Source organism: Streptomyces sp. NPDC045998, from assembly GCF_056430285.1.
Map to the genome: position 1 here is coordinate 390,692 of NZ_JBWKLJ010000004.1, position 22,639 is coordinate 413,330.

20 protein-coding genes are annotated in these 22,639 nt (G+C 71.7%); 8 read left to right on the plus strand and 12 right to left on the minus strand.

The features are described from left to right. Positions 1-77 precede the first annotated feature (77 nt). Both metG and AC07FJ_RS14890 read left to right on the plus strand, forming a co-directional pair. A complete protein-coding gene (metG, locus tag AC07FJ_RS14885; RefSeq protein ID WP_479049064.1) occupies positions 78-1,685 on the plus strand; it encodes a methionine--tRNA ligase in 1,608 nt (535 codons plus the stop codon). Positions 1,686-1,693: 8 nt separating this feature from the next. Continuing rightward, a complete protein-coding gene (locus AC07FJ_RS14890) occupies positions 1,694-2,467 on the plus strand; it encodes a hypothetical protein (protein WP_479049066.1) in 774 nt (257 codons plus the stop codon). A gap of 19 nt (positions 2,468-2,486) precedes the next feature. On the opposite strand, the gene AC07FJ_RS14895 is transcribed toward AC07FJ_RS14890, so the two are convergent. Both AC07FJ_RS14895 and aspS read right to left on the minus strand, forming a co-directional pair. Beyond that, the gene (locus tag AC07FJ_RS14895; protein WP_479049508.1) at positions 2,487-3,044 is read right to left on the minus strand and encodes a Uma2 family endonuclease; all 558 of its coding nucleotides are present in this window, start codon (positions 3,042-3,044) and stop codon (positions 2,487-2,489) included. Positions 3,045-3,310: 266 nt separating this feature from the next. Beyond that, entirely contained in the window at positions 3,311-5,128 is a 1,818-nt protein-coding gene (aspS, locus tag AC07FJ_RS14900) for an aspartate--tRNA ligase (RefSeq protein ID WP_479049067.1), read from the minus strand. Positions 5,129-5,251: 123 nt separating this feature from the next. Between aspS and AC07FJ_RS14905 the strand changes: the two genes are divergently transcribed. Continuing rightward, positions 5,252-7,465: a SpoIIE family protein phosphatase gene (locus AC07FJ_RS14905; RefSeq protein ID WP_479049069.1), complete on the plus strand. Its 2,214-nt coding sequence runs from the start codon at positions 5,252-5,254 to the stop codon at positions 7,463-7,465. Here the strand turns inward: AC07FJ_RS14905 and AC07FJ_RS14910 are convergent. Both AC07FJ_RS14910 and AC07FJ_RS14915 read right to left on the minus strand, forming a co-directional pair. Further along, positions 7,423-8,529 (minus strand): AI-2E family transporter, encoded by a 1,107-nt coding sequence (locus AC07FJ_RS14910; RefSeq protein ID WP_479049071.1) that lies wholly within the window; start codon positions 8,527-8,529, stop codon positions 7,423-7,425. The genes AC07FJ_RS14905 and AC07FJ_RS14910 overlap by 43 nt on opposite strands. Positions 8,530-8,682: 153 nt before the next feature. Further along, complete coding sequence (locus AC07FJ_RS14915) at positions 8,683-9,663, minus strand: pirin family protein (protein ID WP_479049073.1); 981 nt, start codon at positions 9,661-9,663, stop codon at positions 8,683-8,685. Positions 9,664-9,797: 134 nt separating this feature from the next. On the opposite strand from AC07FJ_RS14915, the gene AC07FJ_RS14920 reads away from it, so the two are divergent. After that, complete coding sequence (locus AC07FJ_RS14920) at positions 9,798-11,072, plus strand: DUF4241 domain-containing protein (RefSeq protein WP_479049075.1); 1,275 nt, start codon at positions 9,798-9,800, stop codon at positions 11,070-11,072. Here AC07FJ_RS14920 and AC07FJ_RS14925 read toward each other — a convergent pair. From AC07FJ_RS14925 to AC07FJ_RS14935, 3 genes are all read right to left on the minus strand, one after another. Beyond that, the gene (locus tag AC07FJ_RS14925; RefSeq protein WP_479049076.1) at positions 11,044-11,541 is read right to left on the minus strand and encodes a GNAT family N-acetyltransferase; all 498 of its coding nucleotides are present in this window, start codon (positions 11,539-11,541) and stop codon (positions 11,044-11,046) included. The two genes, AC07FJ_RS14920 and AC07FJ_RS14925, sit on opposite strands and share 29 nt — an antisense overlap. A gap of 66 nt (positions 11,542-11,607) precedes the next feature. Further along, positions 11,608-12,189 carry an LURP-one-related family protein gene (locus AC07FJ_RS14930; protein ID WP_479049078.1) on the minus strand — a complete coding sequence of 194 codons (582 nt, stop codon included), beginning with the start codon at positions 12,187-12,189 and terminating at the stop codon, positions 11,608-11,610. Between the two features lie 92 nt (positions 12,190-12,281). Next, the gene (locus AC07FJ_RS14935) at positions 12,282-12,734 is read right to left on the minus strand and encodes an SseB family protein (protein WP_031072101.1); all 453 of its coding nucleotides are present in this window, start codon (positions 12,732-12,734) and stop codon (positions 12,282-12,284) included. 263 nt (positions 12,735-12,997) lie between these two features. Here AC07FJ_RS14935 and AC07FJ_RS14940 point away from each other — a divergent pair, with 263 nt between their 5' ends. Beyond that, positions 12,998-14,824: an acyl-CoA dehydrogenase gene (locus AC07FJ_RS14940; RefSeq protein WP_479049080.1), complete on the plus strand. Its 1,827-nt coding sequence runs from the start codon at positions 12,998-13,000 to the stop codon at positions 14,822-14,824. Positions 14,825-14,952: 128 nt separating this feature from the next. Here AC07FJ_RS14940 and AC07FJ_RS14945 read toward each other — a convergent pair whose 3' ends face one another. Further along, on the minus strand, positions 14,953-15,201 hold the full coding sequence (locus tag AC07FJ_RS14945; protein ID WP_479049081.1) for a hypothetical protein: 249 nt from the start codon (positions 15,199-15,201) through the stop codon (positions 14,953-14,955). Between the two features lie 123 nt (positions 15,202-15,324). Between AC07FJ_RS14945 and AC07FJ_RS14950 the strand changes: the two genes are divergently transcribed. After that, positions 15,325-16,623, plus strand: a complete 1,299-nt coding sequence (locus tag AC07FJ_RS14950) for a M18 family aminopeptidase (protein ID WP_479049083.1) — start codon at positions 15,325-15,327, stop codon at positions 16,621-16,623. A gap of 79 nt (positions 16,624-16,702) precedes the next feature. Further along, a complete protein-coding gene (locus tag AC07FJ_RS14955) occupies positions 16,703-16,933 on the plus strand; it encodes a hypothetical protein (RefSeq protein ID WP_355351920.1) in 231 nt (76 codons plus the stop codon). Between the two features lie 8 nt (positions 16,934-16,941). Here the strand turns inward: AC07FJ_RS14955 and AC07FJ_RS14960 are convergent, their stop codons facing one another. Together AC07FJ_RS14960 and AC07FJ_RS14965 are read right to left on the minus strand one after the other, a co-directional pair. Further along, a complete protein-coding gene (locus AC07FJ_RS14960) occupies positions 16,942-18,771 on the minus strand; it encodes an NHL domain-containing thioredoxin family protein (RefSeq protein ID WP_479049084.1) in 1,830 nt (609 codons plus the stop codon). A 114-nt stretch (positions 18,772-18,885) separates the two neighbouring features. Beyond that, positions 18,886-19,671 (minus strand): carbon-nitrogen family hydrolase, encoded by a 786-nt coding sequence (locus tag AC07FJ_RS14965; protein WP_479049086.1) that lies wholly within the window; start codon positions 19,669-19,671, stop codon positions 18,886-18,888. Positions 19,672-19,806: 135 nt separating this feature from the next. Between AC07FJ_RS14965 and AC07FJ_RS14970 the strand changes: the two genes are divergently transcribed. Then, positions 19,807-20,631, plus strand: coding sequence for a maleylpyruvate isomerase family mycothiol-dependent enzyme (locus tag AC07FJ_RS14970; RefSeq protein ID WP_479049087.1), 825 nt, complete (start codon positions 19,807-19,809; stop codon positions 20,629-20,631). 9 nt (positions 20,632-20,640) lie between these two features. On the opposite strand, the gene AC07FJ_RS14975 is transcribed toward AC07FJ_RS14970, so the two are convergent. Further along, positions 20,641-21,951, minus strand: coding sequence for an MFS transporter (locus AC07FJ_RS14975; RefSeq protein ID WP_479049089.1), 1,311 nt, complete (start codon positions 21,949-21,951; stop codon positions 20,641-20,643). Then, positions 21,948-22,601, minus strand: a complete 654-nt coding sequence (locus AC07FJ_RS14980) for a GntR family transcriptional regulator (RefSeq protein ID WP_479049090.1) — start codon at positions 22,599-22,601, stop codon at positions 21,948-21,950. The genes AC07FJ_RS14975 and AC07FJ_RS14980 overlap by 4 nt, the downstream gene beginning before the upstream one ends. Positions 22,602-22,639 lie beyond the last annotated feature (38 nt).

The window sequence follows — 22,639 nt, forward strand, 5'->3', positions numbered from 1 at the left end:
AGACGGCCGGGACTCGGCCGTCTCCCCCCTTGAAACGAAGGTGAGGGCAGCGCGCGGCGGCGGATAGGATTTCGACCATGGCGGCCACTGGATCCGAGAAGCAGGGGACGAAGGCGTACTACGTCACGACCCCCATTTACTACGTCAACGACGCTCCTCACCTGGGCCACGCCTATACGACCGTCGCAGGCGACGTGCTCACCCGCTGGCACCGTCAGCGTGGCGAGAAGGTGTGGTACCTCACCGGCACGGACGAGCACGGTCAGAAGATCATGCGCACGGCCGAAGCGAACAACGTCACTCCGCAGGAGTGGTGCGACAAGCTCGTCGAGGAGGCCTGGAAGCCCCTCTGGGAGCACCTGGAGATCGCGAACGACGACTTCATCCGCACCACCGAGAAGCGGCACACGGACCGCGTCCAGGAATTCGTGCAGGACCTGTACGACAAGGGCGAGATCTACAAGGGCGGGTACGAGGGCCCGTACTGCGTGGGCTGCGAGGAGTACAAGCTCCCGGGCGATCTCATCGAGGCGGAGGACGGCACGAAACTGTGTCCGATCCACAAGAAGCCGGTGGAGATCCTCAAGGAGGAGAACTACTTCTTCAAGCTGAGCGAGTACGGCCCGAAGCTGCTCGACTTCTACGAGAAGAACCCCGGTTTCATCCAGCCGGAGTCGGCCCGCAACGAGGTCGTGAACTTCGTGAAGCAGGGCCTCCAGGACCTTTCCATCTCGCGGTCGACGTTCGACTGGGGCATTCCGATCCCGTGGGACGAGAAGCACGTCATCTACGTGTGGGTCGACGCGCTGCTGAATTACGCGACGGCCGTCGGCTACAACGAGAACCCGGCGAAGTTCGACGAGACGTTCCCGGCGAACGTGCACCTGGTCGGCAAGGACATCCTGCGCTTCCACGCGGTGATCTGGCCCGCGATGCTGATGGCGCAGGGCCTGCCGGTGCCCGGCAAGGTCGCGGCGAACGGCTGGCTGATGGTCGGCGGCGAGAAGATGTCGAAGTCGAACCTGACGGGCATCAAGCCGCAGGACCTGACCTCGCACTTCGGTGTGGACGCGTACCGCTGGTACTTCCTGCGGGCGATCGCGTTCGGCAGCGACGGGTCGTTCTCGTGGGAGGACTTCACCGCCCGCTACACCTCCGAGCTGGCGAACGACTACGGCAACCTCGCCTCGCGCGTGGCGGCGATGGTCGGCAAGTACTTCGAGGGCGCGCTGCCCGCCGCGACCGCGTCCGGTGCGGCGGAGGAGGCCGTCCAGGCGGGCCTGGCCACGGCGGTCGCGGAGGCGGACCGGAAGATCGGCGAGGAGCTGGACTTCCAGGGCGGCATCCTGGCGATCTTCGACTTCGTGAAGCAGGTCAACGGCTACATCACGGAGCAGGAGCCGTGGAAGGTGGCCAAGGACGACAGCGAGGAGGGCCGGGCCCGCCTGGCGACGATCCTCTACACCGCTGCGGAGTCCCTGCGCGCGGTCGCGGTCCTGCTGAACCCGGTCATGCCGGACACCTCGGCCAAGCTGTGGGACTCCCTGGGCGCCGAGCCCGCCCTCGGCGCCCTGGCCGACCAGCGCGTCCAGGACGCCGCCACGTGGGGGCAGCTGCCCGCCGGCGCGACGGTCACGAAGGGCGCGGTGCTCTTCCCCCGCCTGGAGGACCCGAAGAAGGCCTGACCCGCCCCATGCACACCGACGCCGATGCCGCCGCGCTCCCACCCGGAGCCGGCGGCCTCGCCGTGCCCCAGCTGGAGATCTACTCGGTGGAAGGCCCGGTGTGCGTCGTACGGTGCTGGTCGGGCCCCGTACGCGTGGGCCAGACCTTTGAGGACGGCCGCCTGACCGTCACGGCGATCCAGCGCTACAGCCGCCGCGTCGAGGTGCTGGACACGGCCCATACGGCCAAGGTCACCTTCTCCGGCGACGCGGTCCCGCGCCTGCGCCACACCACCGCCATCTCGCCGACCGGACCACGCCTCTACGGGTACGTCGGCGACCCCGCGATCCGGGCCGCCGTGCGCCCCGGCACCGAGGGCCGCGCGATCCGCACGCCGGGGGACTTCGCCGCCTGGGCCTCGGAGCAGACACCCGACGACCTCGCCGAGCCCTTCACCTACGTCATCGACGCCGACGGCCTGCTCCGCCTGGCCCCCCGCCACAGCGAACACGTCGCCTGCGCGGCCCGGGGATGGGTCTTCGGGGCGGGCGAGATCGCCTTCGCCCACGACGGCGACGGCTGGGCGGTCACGTCCCTGACCAACCAGTCCACGGGCTACTGCCCGGACCCGGACTCCTGGCCACCCGTATCCGCCGCCCTCTCCCTCGCGGGCCTCCCCCACACCGACGGCTTCACCCACACGTTCGTCTTCCGCCACTGCGGCGGCTGCGAGCAGCTGAACGTGGTGCGGGACGGCTTCTTCGTGTGCGTCTTCTGCGGCGCGGACCTCCACCATGAATGAACCGTGAAGTCCGTAGAGTTCAGTGCACCCAGTCCTTCAGCGGCTCCGTGTCCAGCTCGATCCCGACCGGGTCGGGAAGGGTGACGCTCTTCCCGAAGGGGACCGTGTTCACCAGCTCGTACCTGGTGCCGTCCGGCTGCGAGTGGACCTTGACCTCACAGCTGTCCCGGTCGATCAGCAGATAGACGGGGATTCCGGTCTCGGCGTACGCGCGCGGCTTCTCCACACGGTCCCGCTGGTCGGTGTCGGGGTCGCCGGACGTGACCTCGACGACCATCAGCACCCCATCGGGACTGGCCCACTCACCTTGCCCGACGAAGGCATCGATGTGGGCGAACACCCCGTCAGGACGAGCGTTGCCCTTGCGGTACGTCTCGATGTGCAGCCCTTGGTCCGGAAAGAGCCACCAGCCCTGCCGGGCCTGGATGCACCGCTGTGTAAGCCAGGCGATGATCCGCCCGTGATCGCCGTCCGGCACCGCCTTGACCCCCATCTTCCCGCCGACGAACTCCAGCCGCAGTGCCTCGCTCGTCCGTATGGCGTGGCGGGCGATCTCCTCGAATTCGTCCTGGGTCATGGTCACGGACCGCTCCTCGGCGACGATGCTCACGACAGTCGCTCCTTCCCGAGACAGTGGGAACCAGGTCGGAGCCATGTTCCACGGTACGGTCTCGGCGCGTACGCCGAGAACGCGAAAGTCCCCCGAACGAGCGTCCGGGGGACCTGCGGAAGCCGGGTGGCGGCAGAGATGGACCAGCTGTGGCGGGATACTCAAGGCTTCCGTACGAAAGGGCCCGGAACCGTGTGTACGGTTCCGGGCCCTTCGTCAGTGCCTCGTGTCGCTTACCGCGCCGCGTCCGGGTGGACCGACTCGGTCACCGGGCGGGACTCCGTCGACTTCGGCGCCACCGGCTTGCGGAGCGCGATGTTGAGCTCGCGGAGGCGGGACTCGTCCAGCTCCGTCGGGGCGCCCATCATCAGGTCCTGGGCGTTGCCGTTCAGCGGGAAGGCGATCGTCTCGCGGATGTTCGGCTCGTCCGCGAGGAGCATGACGATGCGGTCCACGCCCGGGGCGATGCCGCCGTGCGGCGGGGCGCCGAAGCGGAGGGCGCGGAGCATGCCCGCGAACTCCTGCTCGACGGTGTCGCGGTCGTAGCCCGCGATCTCGAAGGCCTTCAGCATGATCTCGGGCTCGTGGTTCCGGATCGCGCCGGAGGAGAGCTCCACGCCGTTGCAGACGATGTCGTACTGCCAGGCCAGGATGTCCAGCGGGTCCTTCTCCTCCAGGTCCTTCATGCCGCCCTGGGGCATCGAGAAGGGGTTGTGGGAGAAGTCGATCTTGCCGGTCTCCTCGTCCTTCTCGTACATCGGGAAGTCGACGATCCAGCAGAAGCGGAAGACGTTCTCCTCGAAGTGGCCGGCGCGCTTCGCGGCCTCGACGCGGACCGCGCCCATGATCTTGGAGACCTCGTCGAACTCGCCGGCGCCGAAGAAGACCGCGTGGCCCGGGGCCAGGGAGAGGCGCTCGGTCAGCGTCTTGACGTTGTCCTCGGTGAGGAACTTGGCGATCGGGCCCGTGAAGGACATGTCCTCGCCGACGCGGATCCAGGCCAGGCCCTTCGCGCCGTGCTCGACCGCGAAGTCGCCGAGGCCGTCGAAGAACTTGCGGGTCTGCGACGCGACGTCCGGCACCGGCAGCGCGCGCACGTGCTTGCCCGCGAACGCCTTGAACTCGGAGTCGGCGAAGACGTCCGTGATGTCGACGAGCTCCAGCTGGGCGCGCAGGTCCGGCTTGTCGTTGCCGTACTTCAGCATCGCCTCGCGGAACGGGATCCGCGGGAAGGGGGACGTGACGGGGCGGCCGCCGCCGAACTCCTCGAAGAGCTCGGTCATGAGCTTCTCGATCGGCTGGAAGACGTCCTCCTGCTCGACGAAGCTCATCTCGACGTCGAGCTGGTAGAACTCGCCCGGCGAGCGGTCCGCGCGCGCGTCCTCGTCGCGGAAGCAGGGCGCGATCTGGAAGTAGCGGTCGAAGCCGGAGATCATCAGCAGCTGCTTGAACTGCTGCGGCGCCTGCGGCAGCGCGTAGAACTTGCCCGGGTTCAGGCGGGACGGCACGACGAAGTCACGGGCGCCCTCGGGGGAGGTCGCGGTGAGGATCGGCGTCGCCATCTCGTTGAAGCCGAGGGCCACCATCTTGGAGCGGATGGCGGCGATCACGGCGGACCGCAGCATGATGTTGCGGTGCATGCGCTCGCGGCGCAGGTCGAGGAAGCGGTACTCCAGGCGGCGCTCCTCGTTCACGCCGTCGTCCGCGTTGATCGTGAACGGCAGCGGGGCGGAGGCGCCCAGCACCTCGACCTCGGCGACCTCGACCTCGATCTCGCCGGTCGGCAGGTCGGGGTTGACGTTCTCGGTGCCGCGCGAGACGACCTTGCCGTCGACGCGGACGACGGACTCCTTCGTCTGCTTGTCCAGCGCCTCGTACGCGGCGGTGCCGGGCCGGGCGACCAGCTGCGTGATGCCGTAGTGGTCGCGCAGATCGATGAAGAGGATGCCGCCCAGGTCGCGCCGATTGTGCAGCCAGCCGCTCAGCCGGACGTCGGTACCGACGTCAGAGGCGCGGAGCTCGCCGCAGGTGTGGGACCTGTACCGATGCATCGTCGTTCATCCAGTCTCGGGATAGGGATAGGGCTCGACGCGTCAAGGGTACCGGCCGCGCCTCGGCGAGGTTTCCGAGATCGCCGGTGGCGGGCGGTCTGCCCGTCTTCTTAGAGTGGGTCAATGCGCACCGAGGACGTCCTGGCCGCGATCGCGACCGGCCTGTGGCGCTGGGACAACGCGACCGGGATCGTCACGCTCGACGCGGAGGCCGCCCGGCTGCTCGGGCTGCCCGCCGAGCCGGTGGAGCTGACGGAGGCCGCCGTACGCTCCCGCTTCCACCCCGTCGACTGGAACGAGATCGACGGCATCGTGAACCTCGCCGTCGCCGAGGGCACCCTCGCCGAGGCGCGCCTGCGGATCGTGGACGAGACCGGCCGGGTGCTCCGTACCGTACGCAGCCGCTCCCGGCCCTTCATCGACGGCACCGACTACCACCTCGTCGGCACGCTCCAGGAGGTCGCGGAGCCGCCGGCCGGCACCGCCGCCCGCACCCCCGTCACCGGCGACTGGCGCCGCTCGCGCGAGGCGTTCCTGCTGGACGCGGGGCGGGCGCTGGCGGAGGCGCGGTCCACGGCGGAGGTGCTGCGGGTGGCGGCGTCGCTGTCGATGCCCGGCTTCTCGCCGGACGGCCTCGCGGTCTTCGGGGTGGCGGGCGACCGGCTGACGATCATCGGCCACCACGGGCACAACGCGGGCGACGACGGCCCCTTCGCGGACATGCCGCTGGAGACGGACTACCCGGCGGCCGAGGTCGTACGGTCCGGGCGGGCGATCTACCTGCCGTCGCCGGAGGAGTACCGCGCCCGCTTCCCGGCGACCTGGCCCCTGGCGCAACGTTTCGGCAGGGAGTCCTGGGCCTTCCTGCCGCTGATCGTCGCGGGGCGCACGATGGGCGCCTGGATGGCGGCGTTCAAGCACCGGGTCGCCTTCACGCCCGACGAGCGGTCCGTGCTGACGACCGTGGCGCGGATGCTGGCGCAGGCGCTCGCGCGCGCGGGGGTCGCGGAGTCCGAGCGCGAGCTGTCGCTGGGCCTCCAGCGCACGATGATGCCGGTGCTCGGCCCGGCGATCCCCGGCATGGAGGTGGCCGCGCGGTACGTGCCCACGGGTGGCGGACTGCAGGTCGGCGGCGACTGGTACGACATGATCCAGCTGCCGGCCGGGCGTACCGCTCTCGTCATCGGCGACGTACAGGGACACGACGTACGGGCCGCCGGTCTGATGGGGCAGCTCCGGATAGCCCTGCGCGCGTACGCCTCCGAGGGCCACCGGCCGGACGCGGTGCTGTCGCGCGCCTCCCGCTTCCTGTACGGGATCACCGACAGCGCCGAGGGGGACCACGGCGGGCGCTTCGCGACCTGCCTGTACCTGGAGGTCGACCCGGCGACAGGCACGGTGGACATCGCGCGGGCCGGGCACCCCGACCCGGCGATCCGGATGGCCGACGGGACGGTGGTGCAGCGGCCCACCGCGGGCGGTCTGCCGCTCGGCATCGTCCCGGACACCGACTACCCGACGACGCGCCTCACGCTGGAGCCCGGCGAGACGCTGATGATCTGCACGGACGGGCTGCTGGAGACCGGCGGGCACGACCTGGAGTCGGGCTGGGTCCGGATCCGCAAGCTGCTGGAACAGCACGACGCCGCCGACGGGCTGGAGGTGCTGGCCGACAGCCTGGTCCAGGCGGTGCACGGGCCCGGCTCGCACTACACCACGGGGCCGTTCGCCGACCGCCGCGAGGACGACATCGCGGTGCTGCTGCTGTCGCGTACGCCGGAGGGCGCGGCGCAGCGGGTACCGGTCCGCCGCACCGCGCTGACCGTCGCCCAGGCGGAGCCGGAGCGCATCGCGGCGGGGCGGCGGCAGCTGCGCGAGCTGCTGCACGACTGGGCGGACCCCGAGCAGGTGGACGCGGCGGTCCTGATGGTCTCGGAGATGCTGACGAACGTCCTCGTCCACACGGACGGCGACGCGCTGCTGGTCGCCGAGGCGACGGGCGAACGCGGGGCGCGCCTGCTGCGCGTCGAGGTCGCGGACGCGAGCGACGAGCTGCCGCACAAGCGGCGCCCGGGCGAGATGGCCTCGTCGGGCCGGGGCCTGCTGCTGATGGAGATGCTGGCGCAGGCCTGGGGCGTGGACCCGCGGGGCGAGGGCAAGTCGATCTGGTTCGAGATCCGGGAGGGGGCGGGGCCTGGGGAGGCGGCAGGGCCCGGGGCGGGAGCGGTGCCCGCGGGGCTTGGGGAGGCGGTACGGCCTGGCGAGGCGGTGGAGTCGGCCGTGCTCGAGGCGTTCTACGACGCGGAGGACCCGCCCTCGCCCGCGCCCCCCGCGTAACCACCCGCGCGCCCACCCGCGCCTCCGGCGTGCCCGCTCGCGTACCGCCTGCGCAGTTCGCCGAGCACCCCGAAGGCCGCCGCCGTCAGCGGCACCGCCAGCAGCATGCCGAGGATGCCGGCGACCGACGCGCCCGCCGTGATGGCCAGCATGACGACGGCCGGGTGCATCTGGACCGTGCGGGACTGGATCACCGGCTGGAGCACGTGCCCCTCCAGCAGCTGTACGGCGAGGACGACGCCGACCGCCCACAGGGCGATCACCCAGCCCCGGTCGGCGAGTGCGACGAGGATGGCGACGGCGCCGGAGATGAAGGCGCCGAGGTACGGGATGTACGCGCCGACGAAGACGAGCGCGCCGAGGCCGAAGGCGCCGGGCACGCGCAGGATCAGCATGCCGATGGTGATGAGCACCGCGTCGATCAGCGCGATGAACGTCGTGCCCCGCATGAACCCCTCCATGGCGCCGAAGGCGCGGCGGGCCATGGCCTCGACGTGGTCGGCGCTGTGGCGCGGTGCGAGCGAGCGCAGCGCCGCCATCGCGCGTCCGGAGTCGCGGAGGAAGAAGAAGACCAGGAGCAGGGCGAGGACGGCCATCGCGATCACCTCGCCGACCACGCTGAGTCCGCTGATCACTCCGGAGGCCGCCGTACCGCCGAATTTCCCGAGCAGCTCGCGTGCGTTGGCGGCGAGGTCGCCGAGCGAGGTGCCGGCCGCGCCGAAGTGCGGGGCGAGGCCGTCCGCGGCGCGCCGCAGCGAGGCGAGGATCTGGTCGCCGGTGTCGATGAGCACCCGGGCGACGACGTACGTGGCGCCGCCGACCACGGCCACGACGGCGGCGCAGGTCAGCCCGGCGGCCAGCGACCGCTGCACCTTCATGGCGAGGAGCCGCCGGTGGAGCGGCCCGAGGAGCGCCGCGCCGAGGAGGGCGAGCAGGACCGGGGTCACGGCGGTCTGGAAGGTGACGCACAGCCAGACGCCGACGGCCGCGACGCCGGTCAGCAGCAGGATGACGACGCACCAGGCGGCGAGGCGCCGGACGGGCTCGGGCAGCAGGGTGTGCACGCCCCCCAGCGCACCACGCCGGGCCGGGGGCCGCCCGTGGACGGGCCCCGGCCGGGTGACGCGGCGTCAGCTTCCCCGGAGCGGCGCGTCAGATGCCCTGGAGGGCGCGTCAGCCGGCCAGGAGCGGCGCGTCAGCCGGCCAGGAGGGGCGCGTCAGCTGCCCTGGAGGCCGCCGGGCTTCATGCCGTGGACGGCGGGGATGCGGCCGAGGCGCCCGGCCTGGAAGTCCTCGAAGGCCTGCTGGAGTTCGGCGCGGGTGTTCATCACGAACGGCCCGTAGTGCGCCATGGGTTCCCGGATGGGCCGCCCGCCGAGGAGGACGACCTCCAGGTCGGGGGTGTGGCCGTCCTGCCGCTCGTCGGCGCGCACGGTCAGCGAGCCGCCGTCGCCGAAGACGGCGGTCTGCCCCATGTGGACGGGCCGCCGCTCGCGCCCGACGGAGCCGCGCCCGGCGAGGACGTACGCGAGGCCGTTGAAGTCCTCGCGCCAGGGCAGGGTGACCTCGGCGCCGGGGCGCAGGGTGGCGTGGACCATGGTGATGGGCGTGTGCGTGATGCCGGGGCCCTGGTGCCCGTCGAGCTCACCGGCGATGACGCGCAGCAGCGCGCCGCCGTCGGGCGAGGCGAGGAGCTGGACCTGGCCGCCGCGGATGTCCTGGTAGCGGGGGTCCTTCATCTTGTCCTTGGCGGGCAGGTTCACCCACAGCTGGAGCCCGTGGAAGAGGCCGCCGGACATGACGAGCTCCTCCGGCGGCGCCTCGATGTGCAGCAGCCCGGAGCCGGCGGTCATCCACTGGGTGTCGCCGTTGGTGATGGTGCCGCCGCCCCCGTTGGAGTCCTGGTGGACGAAGGTGCCGTCGAGGAGGTACGTGACGGTCTCGAAGCCGCGGTGCGGGTGCCAGGGGGTGCCCTTGGGCTCGCCGGGCGCGTACTCCACCTCGCCCATCTGGTCCATCATGATGAACGGGTCGAGGTACCGGTAGTCGATCCCGGCGAACGCGCGCCGGACCGGGAAGCCCTCCCCTTCGAAGCCGCTGGGCGCGGTGGTCACGGCCAGCACGGGTCGCGCCGGGGCCTGGGCCGGTGCGGTGACGCGCGGCAGGGCGAGCGGGTTCTCGACGGTCACGGCAGGCATGGCGTCCTCCTCGGGGTGGGGCTGCGTCCAGTTTAGTTGAAGACTGAACTTCTTGCCATGGGAACACGGCCCCGCGCTCCACCATTCCCCCGCGCCGTCCCCCGTTGTCGGTGGTGGCTGCGATGATCCGCCGCATGGAGAACGAGACGCGGACGGTCGTCGTCGACGTGGCGTACGGCGAGGGCCGGGACCTGGCGGCCCGCGCGCTGGTACGGCCCCTGAGCAGGGAGGCGGCGCTCACACGGGACGGCGCAGGGCTGCCGTACGCCGTGGCGCTCCGGACACCGGGCCGCGAGGCGCCGCTGGAGGTCCGGCTGGTGTCCTGGCGGGACCACTACGCGGGCGTGTGGGTGTACGACGCCGAGGGCCGGCGTACGCACCACCTGGACATGCGGCTGCTCGACGGGGACAGGCTGCTCCACCGCCTCACCCGGCACTGGGTGTACGCGGACGCCGGCACCCCGGAGTTCGACGACCGCTGCGCCTCCACGACGCTGGAGCTCTTCCCCGACGGGCGGGGGTCCCTGGAGCGCCACCGGCCCGGGCCGGGCGGCGGCCTCCTCGTGACGACGCCGGACCTCGCGGAGGAGGAGCGGTGGCTGGCGCGGCCGGCCTTCGGGGAGTGGCCGCTGTTCTCGAAGGACCTGGGCCCGGTGGCGTTCCGCGACGCGGAGGTGCCCGCCGCGGGCGACGAGCCGCGGGAGGAGTGGCGCCCGCCGCGCCCCGGCGGCTACGGCGACCGCGGCGCGCTGTTCCGGCCCGGTACGCGCCTGACCGCGAGCCACTACGGCGAGATGACGGTGCTGGAACCGGACCGGAGCCTGGAGATCCGGATACCCAGCGGCGTGCTGGCCGTCGACGCCCCCGACAACTCCGGCGGCCCCGAGTTCGCGTTCCCGGTCCCGCCGGGCACGTACACGCTGGAGACGGCGCGGCTCTCGTACAGCTACGACTGCGAGTTCGCGGGCCGCCGGGTCACCGCGACCGACCTTCCGGCCGTACGGCTCCGCCTGAGCGACGAGCCGCCCGTGCGGTGGGAGATGGCCCTCGGGGAGGACCACGACCCCCGGCTGCTCCCGGACGGCGGGGCGTACGGCTTCGACACCGACAGCGCGACGGGGTGCTTCGCGGACGGCGCCGCCTGGGAGCGGCTGAAGGGGCTCTACGCCCGGGCCCTGTTCGAGAACGACGAGACCGCCGGAGAGGACCTCTCGGGGAACAAGGACTCGATGTTCCTCATGCGTACGTCGGACGAGGCGACGGCCGCCGACCTGCTGGCGTTCGCGACCGGCGGTGACGGCACCTACGCCGTCTGGCTGGGCCACACGGCGTCCGGGGACCTCGCCTGCGTGGACGTACAGGTGGGGTACCTGGAGGACCTCAGGGTCCTGCCGGACCCCCGGCCGTGAGCTCCAGTTCGCCGACGATCTCGTCCTCCGCCTTCTCGCCGGTCGGCTGGAAGCCGAGCCGCAGGTAGAACTCCTCCGGTCCGTCCGTCCCCGGCACCCACGTCACCGTCACGCGCGTGCCGCCGCGCCTGCGGATCTCCTCGCAGACCGCCTCGACCGCGAAGCGGCCGTACCCCTTGCCCTGCTCACCGGCGGCGATGGCCAGCCGCCACAGACCGGAGCGCGGGCGCGGGTCCTCGCACTCGGGGGCGAAGCTGATGTCGAAGAAGGCCATCACGAAGCCCACGAGCCGGTCTCCGTCGAAGACCAGCCGGGGCCAGGCGGTGTCGGCGTCGGGCCGGGCGTACGCCTCTGCCAGCGACTGCGCGACCGGGGCGACGAAGCGCTCCTGGTCCGGGCGGACCGTGAGCTTGCACGCGTCGAGGACGTTCTCGGGGGTGATCTTCTCCAGGCGGAGCGCTGTTGTCATGCCCGGCACCCTAAGTGCCCCGCCGACGGCCGGTCACCTGCATTTACGCACCCGGCGCGGGTCCGCTCAGCGCGACTGGAGGGCGTCCAGGGCGACGGTCAGGCACAGGGCGAGCCGTCGGTCGAGCGACGGGTCGTCGACGCGTATCGCGTACCGGTCGCGGAGTCCCCACTTCCGCTCGACCGACATGACGGGGCTGCCGTCCTCCCGGGCGAAGTCGAAGTGGAACACGAACGGAATCGGCACCGGAATCGGCAGGACCGCGTCCGCCAGCTGCACGGCACGGCGGGCCAGCGCGATCCCCTGGCTCCGCTCCCTGCCGGTAACGGGCGGCTCCTCGCCCTGGGTCAGGTGCCAGGTGGACCGCAGCAGCGAGGCCTTGCCGTCCTTGCGGAAGCTGCCGATGGGGGTGCCGTCGGCGCCGGTCACGTCGTACGTGGCGCCGAAGTCGATGAGGCTCTGGGCCTTGAAGCGGGCGAGCACCTCGGAGCGGTCCTCGCCGGTCCAGAGGGTGACCTCCTCCTTGAGCTTCATCCGCTTCTGCTCGGCGAAGGCGACGACCTGGTCGCCGTCGGCGGCCGTGATCACGTAGCGGTTCACGAGCGCGGTGATCTTCTGGGCCATGCGGAACTCACTCATCTGCTGCATACGCGGAACGCTATGCGGCGCGGTGAGGCCGGTACCTCATCCTCAGGTCGGAGACGCCCCCGGCCCGCCCCCGGGGCGGGTCCCGACGGGTCCTAGCCGTACATCCGACGCATCGCGAAGTCGACCATCTGCTCGACGGCCTTGGCGTCGAAGACGATCCGGTGGTCGCCCTCCATGTCGAGGACGAAGCCGTACCCGGTGGGCAGCAGGTCGATCACCTCGGCGCCGGTGATCACGAAGTACTTGGACTCCTTGCCCGCGTACCGCCGCAGTTCCTTCAGCGAGGTGAACATCGGGATGACGGGCTGCTGGGTGTTGTGCAGCGCGAGGAAGCCGGGGTTGTCACCGCGCGGGCAGTAGACCTTCGAGGTGGCGAAGATCTGCTGGAAGTCCTCGGCGGACAGCGACCCGGTGGTGAACGCCCGCACGGCGTCGGCGAGCGAGGGCGGCGACGGCTCGGGGTACAGCGGCGGCTGCTGCGCGTACCCCTGCTGGGGCGGGGCGTACTGCTGCTGGGCGCCCTGGTTCTGGTCGTAGCCGTACATGGCCACCAGGGTACTGAGTACGAAGCGGCCTCGTGGGCCCACCACCCGCCCCGGGCACGGTTTCAGACAGCCGCCGGCGGCGCCGGCGGAATCGCGCGCGAATCCTGTGGACGCCGCGTGACTGACGGCGGTCCCGGGGCGCGTCGCTCGTCACAGATCGCCCGATAGGGGTTGCTCTTATTACCGGCGGGTAGCATCATCGTAGCTACTTGCTGGTACGTGTACGAGGATTCCGCCTCCCCGAGCCTTACGGAGCCGTCGCCATGGGGCACTACAAGTCGAATCTCCGCGACATCGAGTTCAACCTCTTCGAGGTCCTCGGGCGCGACAAGGTCTACGGCACCGGTCCGTTCGAGGAGATGGACGTCGAGACCGCGAAGAGCGTGCTCGACGAGATGCGCCGTCTCGCCGAGAACGACTTCGCCGAGTCCTTCGCGGACGCCGACCGGAACCCGCCGGTGTTCGACCCCGAGACGAACACCGCGCCGATCCCGGAGACGTTCAAGAAGTCCTACAAGGCCTTCATGGACTCCGAGTACTGGCGCCTCGGCCTGCCCGAGGAGATCGGCGGCACGACCTCGCCGCGCTCGCTGATCTGGGCGTACGCGGAGCTGATCCTCGGCTCGAACCCGGCGATCTGGATGTACTCCTCCGGCCCGGCCTTCGCCGGCATCCTCTTCGAGGAGGGCAACGAGGCGCAGAAGAAGATCGCCTCCATCGCCGTCGAGAAGCAGTGGGGCTCCACGATGGTGCTGACCGAGCCCGACGCGGGCTCGGACGTCGGCGCCGGGCGCACCAAGGCCGTGCAGCAGGAGGACGGCTCCTGGCACATCGAGGGCGTGAAGCGCTTCATCACGTCCGGTGAGCACGACATGTCGGAGAACATCCTCCACTACGTGCTGGCGCGCCCCGAGGGCCACGGCCCGGGCACCAAGGGCCTGTCCCTCTTCCTCGTGCCGAAGTTCCACTTCGACTGGGAGACCGGCGAGCTGGGCGAGCGCAACGGCGTGTACGCGACGAACGTCGAGCACAAGATGGGCCTCAAGGCGTCCAACACGTGCGAGATGACCTTCGGCGACCAGCACCCCGCCAAGGGCTGGCTGATCGGCGACAAGCACGACGGCATCCGCCAGATGTTCCGCATCATCGAGTTCGCCCGCATGATGGTCGGCACGAAGGCGATCGCCACCCTCTCCACCGGCTACCTGAACGCGCTGGAGTACGCCAAGGAGCGCGTGCAGGGCCCGGACCTGGCGAACTTCATGGACAAGACCGCGCCCAAGGTCACCATCACGCACCACCCCGACGTGCGCCGCTCGCTGATGACGCAGAAGGCGTACGCGGAGGGCATGCGCGCCCTCGTCATGTACACCGCCGCGATCCAGGACGAGATCCAGATCAAGGAGGCGGCCGGCGAGGACGCCAAGGCGCTCATCGGCCTGAACGACCTGCTCCTCCCGATCGTGAAGGGCTACGGCTCCGAGAAGTCGTACGAGCAGCTCGCCCAGTCGCTCCAGACCTTCGGCGGCTCCGGGTACCTGCAGGAGTACCCGATCGAGCAGTACATCCGCGATGCCAAGATCGACACCCTGTACGAGGGCACGACGGCGATCCAGGGCCAGGACTACTTCTTCCGGAAGATCGTCCGCGACCAGGGCGCCTCGCTGAACGCGCTCGCCGAGGAGATCAAGAAGTTCCTGGCCGTCGGCACCGGCGGCGAGGACCTCGCCCCGGCGCGCGACGCGCTCGCCAAGGCGGCCGTCGACCTGGAGGCGATCGTCGGCACGATGCTGACCGACCTCACCGCCACCGGCGAGGACGTCAAGAACATCTACAAGGTCGGTCTCAACACCACCCGCCTCCTGATGGCCTCCGGTGACGTGGTCGTCGGCTACCTCCTGCTGCGCGGTGCCGCCGTCGCCGCCGAGAAGCTTCCGACGGCGTCCGCCAAGGACAAGGCGTTCTACGAGGGCAAGATCGCGGCCGCGAAGTTCTTCGCCGCCAACGTCCTGCCGGGCGTCTCGACCGAGCGCGCCATCGCCGAGGGCGTCGACAACGCCCTGATGGAGCTGGACGAGTCCGCGTTCTAAGTCCCAAGCAACGCGGCCTGGTCCTGGCGGCCCGCTCCCCGAGGTTCCCGGGGGCGGGCCGCCGCCCTTTTACGCGGCGGCGTACGGGAAGGCGCCCGTGCCCGTCACGCGGCCGAGGCCCGTGCCCGTCACGCCGCCGACGCCCGTATCGACGCCCGCGCGATCAGCACCGCCGCCGTCACCGGCAGGAGGTCGCCGAGGCGCACGGGGTCCCGCTCCGGGGTCCCCGTCGCCGCGTCGGCGCACGCCGCGCACAGCGGCATCAGGACCTGGGCACGCCACTGCGCGTCGGGGGCCGCGCACGCGGCGCACGCCGGGAGCGGGGCGAGGGCGGCAAGGGCACGGGTGCGGGTGGAGCCGGTCGTCGTCGTGGTCACCAGGACACCTCCGGTCGCGTTCGGTCCATTGCGGTGGACTCGTTCCGATCGTCGCAGCCACCACTGACAATCGGCCTCGCGATCGCCCGGGCCCGGCCCGGGTGCCCGCCGTATGGTGATCTCATGACCAGCTCTCCCGCCCGCTTCGACCGCGGCCACACCGACGACCTGATGTCCTTCCTGGCGTCCTCCCCGTCCCCGTACCACGCCGTCGCGAACACCGCCGAACGGCTGGAGAAGGCCGGTTTCGAGCAGGTGGAGGAGACCGCCGCCTGGGACGGGACGACCGGCGGCAAGTACGTGATCCGCGGTGGCGCGATCATCGCCTGGTACGTACCGGAGGGCGCCGCCCCCCACACCCCCTTCCGGATCATCGGCGCGCACACCGACTCGCCCAACCTGCGCGTCAAGCCCCGCCCCGACACCGGCGCGCACGGCTGGCGGCAGGTCGCCGTGGAGACGTACGGCGGGACGCTGCTCAACACGTGGCTCGACCGCGACCTGGGCCTGGCCGGCCGGCTGACCCTGCGCGACGGCAGCCACGTCCTCGCCAACGTGGACCGGCCGCTGCTGCGCGTGCCGCAGCTCGCCATCCACCTGGACCGGCAGGCCAACGACGGCCTCAAGCTGGACCGCCAGCGGCACATGCAGCCCATCTGGGGCCTCGGCGACGACGTCCGCGACGGCGACCTGATCGCCTTCGTCGCGGGCGAGGCGGGCGTGGCCGCCGACGACGTGGCCGGCTGGGACCTGATGGTGCACGCCCTGGAGGCGCCCGCCTACCTCGGGCGGGACCGCGAACTGCTCGCCGGGCCCCGCATGGACAACCTGCTGTCCGTGCACGCGGGCGCCGCCGCGCTCGCCGCCGCGGCCGCCGCGGGCGACGGCCTGTCGTACATCCCGGTCCTCGCCGGCTTTGACCACGAGGAGAACGGCTCCGAGTCCGACACCGGCGCCCAGGGCCCCCTCCTCGGCACGGTCCTGGAGCGCTCGGTGTTCGCGCGCGGCGGCGGCTACGAGGACCGGGCGCGCGCCTTCGCCGGAACCGTGTGCCTGTCGTCCGACACGGGCCACGCCGTGCACCCCAACTACGCGGAGCGCCACGATCCAACGCACCACCCGCGCGCCAACGGTGGCCCCATCCTCAAGGTGAACGTCAACCAGCGGTACGCCACGGACGGCAGCGGGCGGGCCGTGTTCGCGGCTGCGTGCGAGAAGGCGGGCGTCCCGTGGCAGTCGTTCGTCTCCAACAACGACATGCCGTGCGGCACCACCATCGGCCCGATCACCGCCGCGCGTCACGGGATCCGGACGGTCGACATCGGCGTGGCCATCCTGTCGATGCACAGCGCCCGCGAACTGTGCGGCGCCGACGACCCGTTCATGCTCGCCAACGCCCTCACCGCGTTCCTGACGGACTGACACCGTCCCCCGCCGCGTAGGCGTTCCGGGTCCGGGTACCCGGAACGCCTACGTTGTGTTGACGAGGAGGCGGGAAATCATGGGCCTGGGTGGCTGCATCATCCTCATCGGGGTGGGTGCGATCCTCACCTTCGCGACCGACTGGGAAGCCGAGAGCGTCAACCTCGATCTCGTGGGGCTGATCCTGATGGCGGTCGGTCTCATCGGTGTCGCGACCTTCACCAGCATCTACCGGCGCCGCAGGGCGGTCGTCTCCCCCGTGGTCGACCCGATGGTCGACCCGCGCGACGACCGCCGCCCGCCGCTCTGACGAGGGACCTACGCGTCGAGTCCCGCGAGGATCAGGGGCAGGCGCGTGGCGCCCCCGGCCGTGACCTTCACCGGGACGCCCCAGTCCTGCTGGTGGACGTGGCACGCCGGGTATTCGTTCTCCGGGTCGTCGTCGCACGAGGCGGCCATCGCCGAGACGTGCAGGACCCCTTCGGTGACCTCCGGGTTCAGCGCGAGCTCCCGGAACAGGTCCGTGCCCGTGCCGTCCCCGGACGCGAGCAGCTCCGGCGGCGTCGAGGACACCAACAGCCGGGTGGAGGGCCCGTACCGGTCGTCGAGCTTCTGGCCGGCCGGGGCCTGGAAGACCACGTCCAGCCGCAGCGTGCCGGGCGCGACCTCGGTCGCCTCGCGCTGCGTGCGGTGGGCCACCGCCTCCACCTGGACGGCCTCCTCGGGGAGCCGCAGCCGGGTCAGGCGGTGCCGGGCCGACTCGACGACCACGATGTCGTCGCCGACGAGCACCGCGTCGCTCGGCTCGCGCAGGTCGGTGGCGAGGGTCGTGACCTCTCCGGAGGAGGGGTCGTAGCGGCGCAGGGCGTGGTTGTACGTGTCCGAGACGGCGACCGAGCCGTCCGGCAGGGCGGTGACGCCCAGCGGGTGCTGGAGCAGCGCCTGACCGGCCGCGCCGTCGCGGTGGCCGAAGTCGAACAGACCGGTGCCGACCGCCGTGTGGACGGCGCCGTCGGCGTCGATCCAGCGCAGGGCGCTGGTCTCCGAGTCGGCGATCCACAGGCGGTCGCCGGCGGCCGCGAGCCCGGACGGCTGGGCGAACCAGGCCTCGTCGGCGGGCCCGTCGACCAGGCCCTCGTTGGTGGTCCCGGCGGCGACGGAGACGGTGCCGTGCTCGGGGTCGTACGCCCACAGCTGGTGGACGCCCGCCATGGCGATCCACACCCTGCCCTGCCACCAGGCGACGTCCCAGGGGGAGGAGAGCGCCACCTCGCGGGCCGGGCCGGAGGTGGGGGAGCCCTGCCACCACTGCGCGCCGGTGCCGGCGAGGGTGGAGACCTCGCCGTCGGCCAGGTCCAGGAGCCGCAGGGCGTGGTTGACGGTGTCGGCGACGACGACGCGGCCCCCGGGCAGCAGCGCGAGGCCCTGCGGCTCGTTGAAGCGCGCCCGGTCGGCCGTGCCGTCCGCGAAGCCGCGCTCGCCGGAGCCGTACCGGCGCACGACGCTCTCGCCGTCGGGTGCCAGCTCGACAAGCTGGTGGCGGGTGGTGTCGGAGACCAGGAAGTTCCCGTCGTCCAGCAGGAGCGCCTTGCCCGGGAAGCGCAGGTGCGTGGCGACGGGCTCCGGCGGTACGTAGGGGCCGTCACCGCGCCGCAGGGTGCCCGCGGCCTCGTGCTCGGCCTCCAGCTCGCCCACGAGCCGCTCCAGTGCCGTGGCGTGGCCCTCGCCCGCGTGCTGCGCGACGACGTACCCCTCGGGGTCGATGACGACCAGCGTGGGCCAGGCCCGTACGGCGTACTGCTTCCAGGTGGCCAGCTCGGGGTCGTCCAGGACCGGGTGGTGCACGCCGTACCGCTCGACGGCGTCGACGACGGCCTGGTGCTCGGCCTCGTGCACGAACTTCGGCGAGTGGACGCCGATGATCACCACCGTGTCGCGGTGCTTCTCCTCCAGCTCGCGCAACTCGTCGAGGACGTGCAGGCAGTTGATGCAGCAGAACGTCCAGAAGTCGAGGATGACGATGCGGCCGCGCAGATCGGCGAGGGTCAGGTCCTTGCCGCCCGTGTTGAGCCAGCCGCCCTTGCCGACGAGCTCGGGGGCGCGGACACGGGCACGGCGGGGCGCGGAGGCGCGAGCGGAGTCGTTCATGGTTCAAGGGTGCCATCCGCGCACGCCGCGGGGGAGCGGCGGTTCCAGCCGCTCCCGCACGCCTCCGGAGAGCGGCCGTTCCAGCCGCTCCCCCGCGGTTCCGCAGCGTGGTCCTCAGCGGCCGAGGACGCGGTCCTTCAGGGCCGGGAAGCGGTCGCGCGTGGTGGCCACCTTCTCCGGGTCCAGCTCGACCGTCAGGGTCTCCTCGCCCGGGCCCGCCTCCGCGAGGACCTCGCCCCACGGGTCGACGACGATGCTGTGGCCCGCCTGCTCGACGCCCGCGTGCGTACCGGCCGTACCGCAGGCGAGGACGTACGCCTGGTTCTCGACGGCACGCGCCCGGGCGAGCAGCGTCCAGTGGTCGCGGCGGCGCGCGGGCCAGCCGGCCGCGACGACGAACCCGAGCGCGCCCGCGTCGACCAGGCCCCGGAACAGCTCCGGGAACCGCAGGTCGTAGCAGGTCGCGACGCCCAGCGGGAGGTCCGGCACCGGGGCGGTGACGAGTTCGGAGCCCGCCGCCATCAGCACGGCCTCGCCCTGGTCGAAGCCGAAGCGGTGGATCTTGCGGTACGTCGCGGCGAGGTCACCGGAGGGGGAGAAGACGAGCGAGGTGTTGTAGAGGAGCCCGTCGGGCCCGCGCTCCACGACGGAGCCGGCGTGCAGCCACACCGCCGCCTCGGCCGCGGCCTTCGCCATCGCCTCGTACGTCGGGCCGCCGGGCACCGGCTCGGCCTCCGCCTCGAACGACTCGTACGCGAAGGCGCCGATGGGCCACAGCTCCGGGAGGACGACGAGATCGGCGACCCCGCGCTGTCCGGCCACGAGCGACGCCACGCGCGTACGACGGGCTTGGGGCGATTCGTCCGGGTCTACCGCGATCTGGATCAGCGAGGCGCGCACACTACCACCGTCCTGGCATTCGAGTCGTCAACTCCGGCCTACGATCGTCACACGAAAGCACTGCCGGGGTGCCTCGCGGCAGCGTAACTTAACTGCACAGCACCCAGCCCGCGTACCAACCGCCCGAGGGGTCCCGTGACCGTCCATCCCAGCCTCCAGAATTACGCCGACGCCTGGACCCACTCCATCGAAGCGATAGCCGAGCTGGTGCAGCCGCTCGCCGAGGGGGAGTGGAACCGCGCCACACCGTGCCCGGGCTGGTCGGTGCGCGACATCGTGTCGCACGTCATCGGCATGGAGTGCGAGATGCTGGGCGACCCGCGCCCGATCCACTCCCTGCCCCGCGACCTGTTCCACGTGCGCGGCGACTTCGCCCGCTACATGGAGGTGCAGGTCGACGCGCGGCGCCACCACACCGCCCCGGAGATGACGGCCGAACTGGAGTACGTCCTCATCCGCCGCGCCCGCCAGCTGCGCAACGAGAACCGCTCCCCCGACACCCTGATCCGCGCCCCCCTCGGCGCCCAGCAGTCGCTGGAACTCGCCTACCGGATGCGCGCCTTCGACGTCTGGGTCCACGAGCAGGACCTGCGCACCGCGCTCGGGCAGCCCGGCAACCTCGACTCCCCCGGCGCGTACGTCGCCCGCGACAACTTCCTGCACGTGCTGCCCCGGGTCGTCGCCAAGGACGCGGGCGCGCCCCCGAACACCGCGGTCGTCTTCGACATCCACGGGCCGGTCGAGTTCCTGCGGACGGTACGGGTGGACGCGGAGGGGCGCGGCACGATCGACGGAGCGCCGTCCCTGGGGCCCGCCGTGACGATCGCGACGGACTGGGAGACGTACATGCGCCTGGCGTGCGGGCGCGTACGGCCGGCGGCCGTGGCGGACCGGGTCAAGGTCGAGGGCGATCAGGAGCTGGCCGACGCGATCCTCGCGCACTTCGCCGTGACGCCGTAACCCAGTGCGTCACGCCGCGGGCACGTGCACGGTCTCCACCCGGCTCGCGACCAGCCGGTCCCGCTCCCGCCGCGCCGTACGGGCCCGCAGGCGCAGGATCTGCGTGACGCCGAGCGCCTGGAGCGCGAAGACCGACGAGAAGGCGATCCGGTAGTCGTCGCCGGTCGCGTCCAGCAGCAGGCCGACGGCGAGCAGCGTCGTGATCGAGGCGGTGAACCCGCCCATGTTGACGATCCCGGAGGCCGTGCCCTGCCGCTCCGGCGGGTTGGCCGGCCGTGCGAAGTCGAAGCCGATCATCGAGGCGGGCCCGCACGCGCCGAGGACGACACAGAGGGTGGCCAGCAGCCACATCGGGGCGTGGTCCCCCGGGTAGGCGAGGGTGGCCGCCCACACGACCGCCGTCGCCGCGACCGTGCCGAGCGCGAGCGGCACGCGCGCGCCGTGGTGGCGGGCGATGATCTGGCCGTAGGTCATGCCGAAGACCATGTTGGCGAGCACCGTCAGCGTCAGCATGTCGCCGGCCGTGCCCCGGGCGAGGCCCTGCTCCTCGACGAGGAACGGCAGGCCCCACAGCAGCAGGAACACCATCGCCGGGAACTGCGTGGTGAAGTGCACCCACATACCGAGCCGGGTGCCGGGCTCGCGCCACGACTGCGCGATCTGGCGGCGGACGAACGCCGCGCCCGCGTGGCGCATGGGCTCCGGTTCGTACCCCTCGGGGTGGTCCTTCAGGAACAGCACGAGCAGGACGAGGACGACCACACCGGCGAGCGAGCTGCCGGCGAACGTCGCCGTCCACCCCAGCCCGTCCAGCGTCCGCGCGATCACGATCGTCGAGACGAGGTTGCCGACGACCCCGAAGAGCCCGGCGACCTGCGCGATCAGCGGCCCGCGCCGCGCGGGGAACCAGCGGGTGCCCAGCCGCAGCACCGAGATGAACGTCATCGCGTCGCCGCAGCCCAGCAGCGCGCGCGAGGCCAGCGCCATGCCGTACGACGGCGAGAGGGCGAAGCCCAGCTGGCCGACGGTGAACAGCACCACGCCGAGCGTGAGGACCTTCTTGGTGCCGAGCCGGTCGACCATCAGGCCGACGGGTATCTGCATGCCCGCGTAGACGAGCAGCTGGAGGATGGAGAAGGTGGACAGGGCGGAGGCGTTGATGCCGAAGCGGTCGGCGGCGTCCAGCCCCGCGACGCCCAGGGACGTACGGAAGATGACGGCGACCAGGTAGACGCAGACGCCGACGCCCCAGACGAGGGCGGCGCGGCGGCCGCCCGGAGGATCGTGCGGCGGCGCGGGCACGGGAGTGGCATGGCTCACCGCTCCTCACCCCGCACCAGGTCCTTGACGCGGCTGACGTGGCGGTGCACGCACCGCGCGGCGCGCTCGGCGTCCCCGTCGCGGACGGCGGCGAGGATCTCGGCGTGCTCGGCGATGTTCTTGGCGATGCGGTCGGGGTGAGCCTCCATGACGGCGACGCCCATCCTCAGCTGCCGGTCGCGCAGTTGGTCGTAGAGGCGGGAGAGGATCTCGTTGCCCGCGTGGCCCACGATCTCGGCGTGGAAGGTGCGGTCCGTCAGCGCGACGGCCGCCAGGTCGCCGTCCTCGGCGCGACGGCGCTGCTCCTCCACCAGCTCCTCCAGCCGCGCGATCAGCCGCGGCGTTGCCGGTACGGCCTTGCGGACGGCGAACTCCTCGACCAGCAGCCGGGTTTCGACGACGTCCGCGATCTCCTGCGCCGACACGGCGAGGACGAGGGCGCCCTTCTTGGGGTAGAGCTTCAGCAGCCCTTCCATCTCCAGCTTGAGCAGCGCCTCCCGCACGGGAGTACGGGACACCCCCACGGCTTCGGCGAGTTCGCCCTCGGTGAGGAGAGTGCCGCCCTGGTAGCGGCGGTCGAGGACGGCTTGCTTGACGTGGGTGTAGACGCGGTCGGCGGCAGGAGGGGACGCGGAAGGGGCTGGGGGCATGCGTACAGCTTAGATACATGATGGGTACAAGAGTGAGG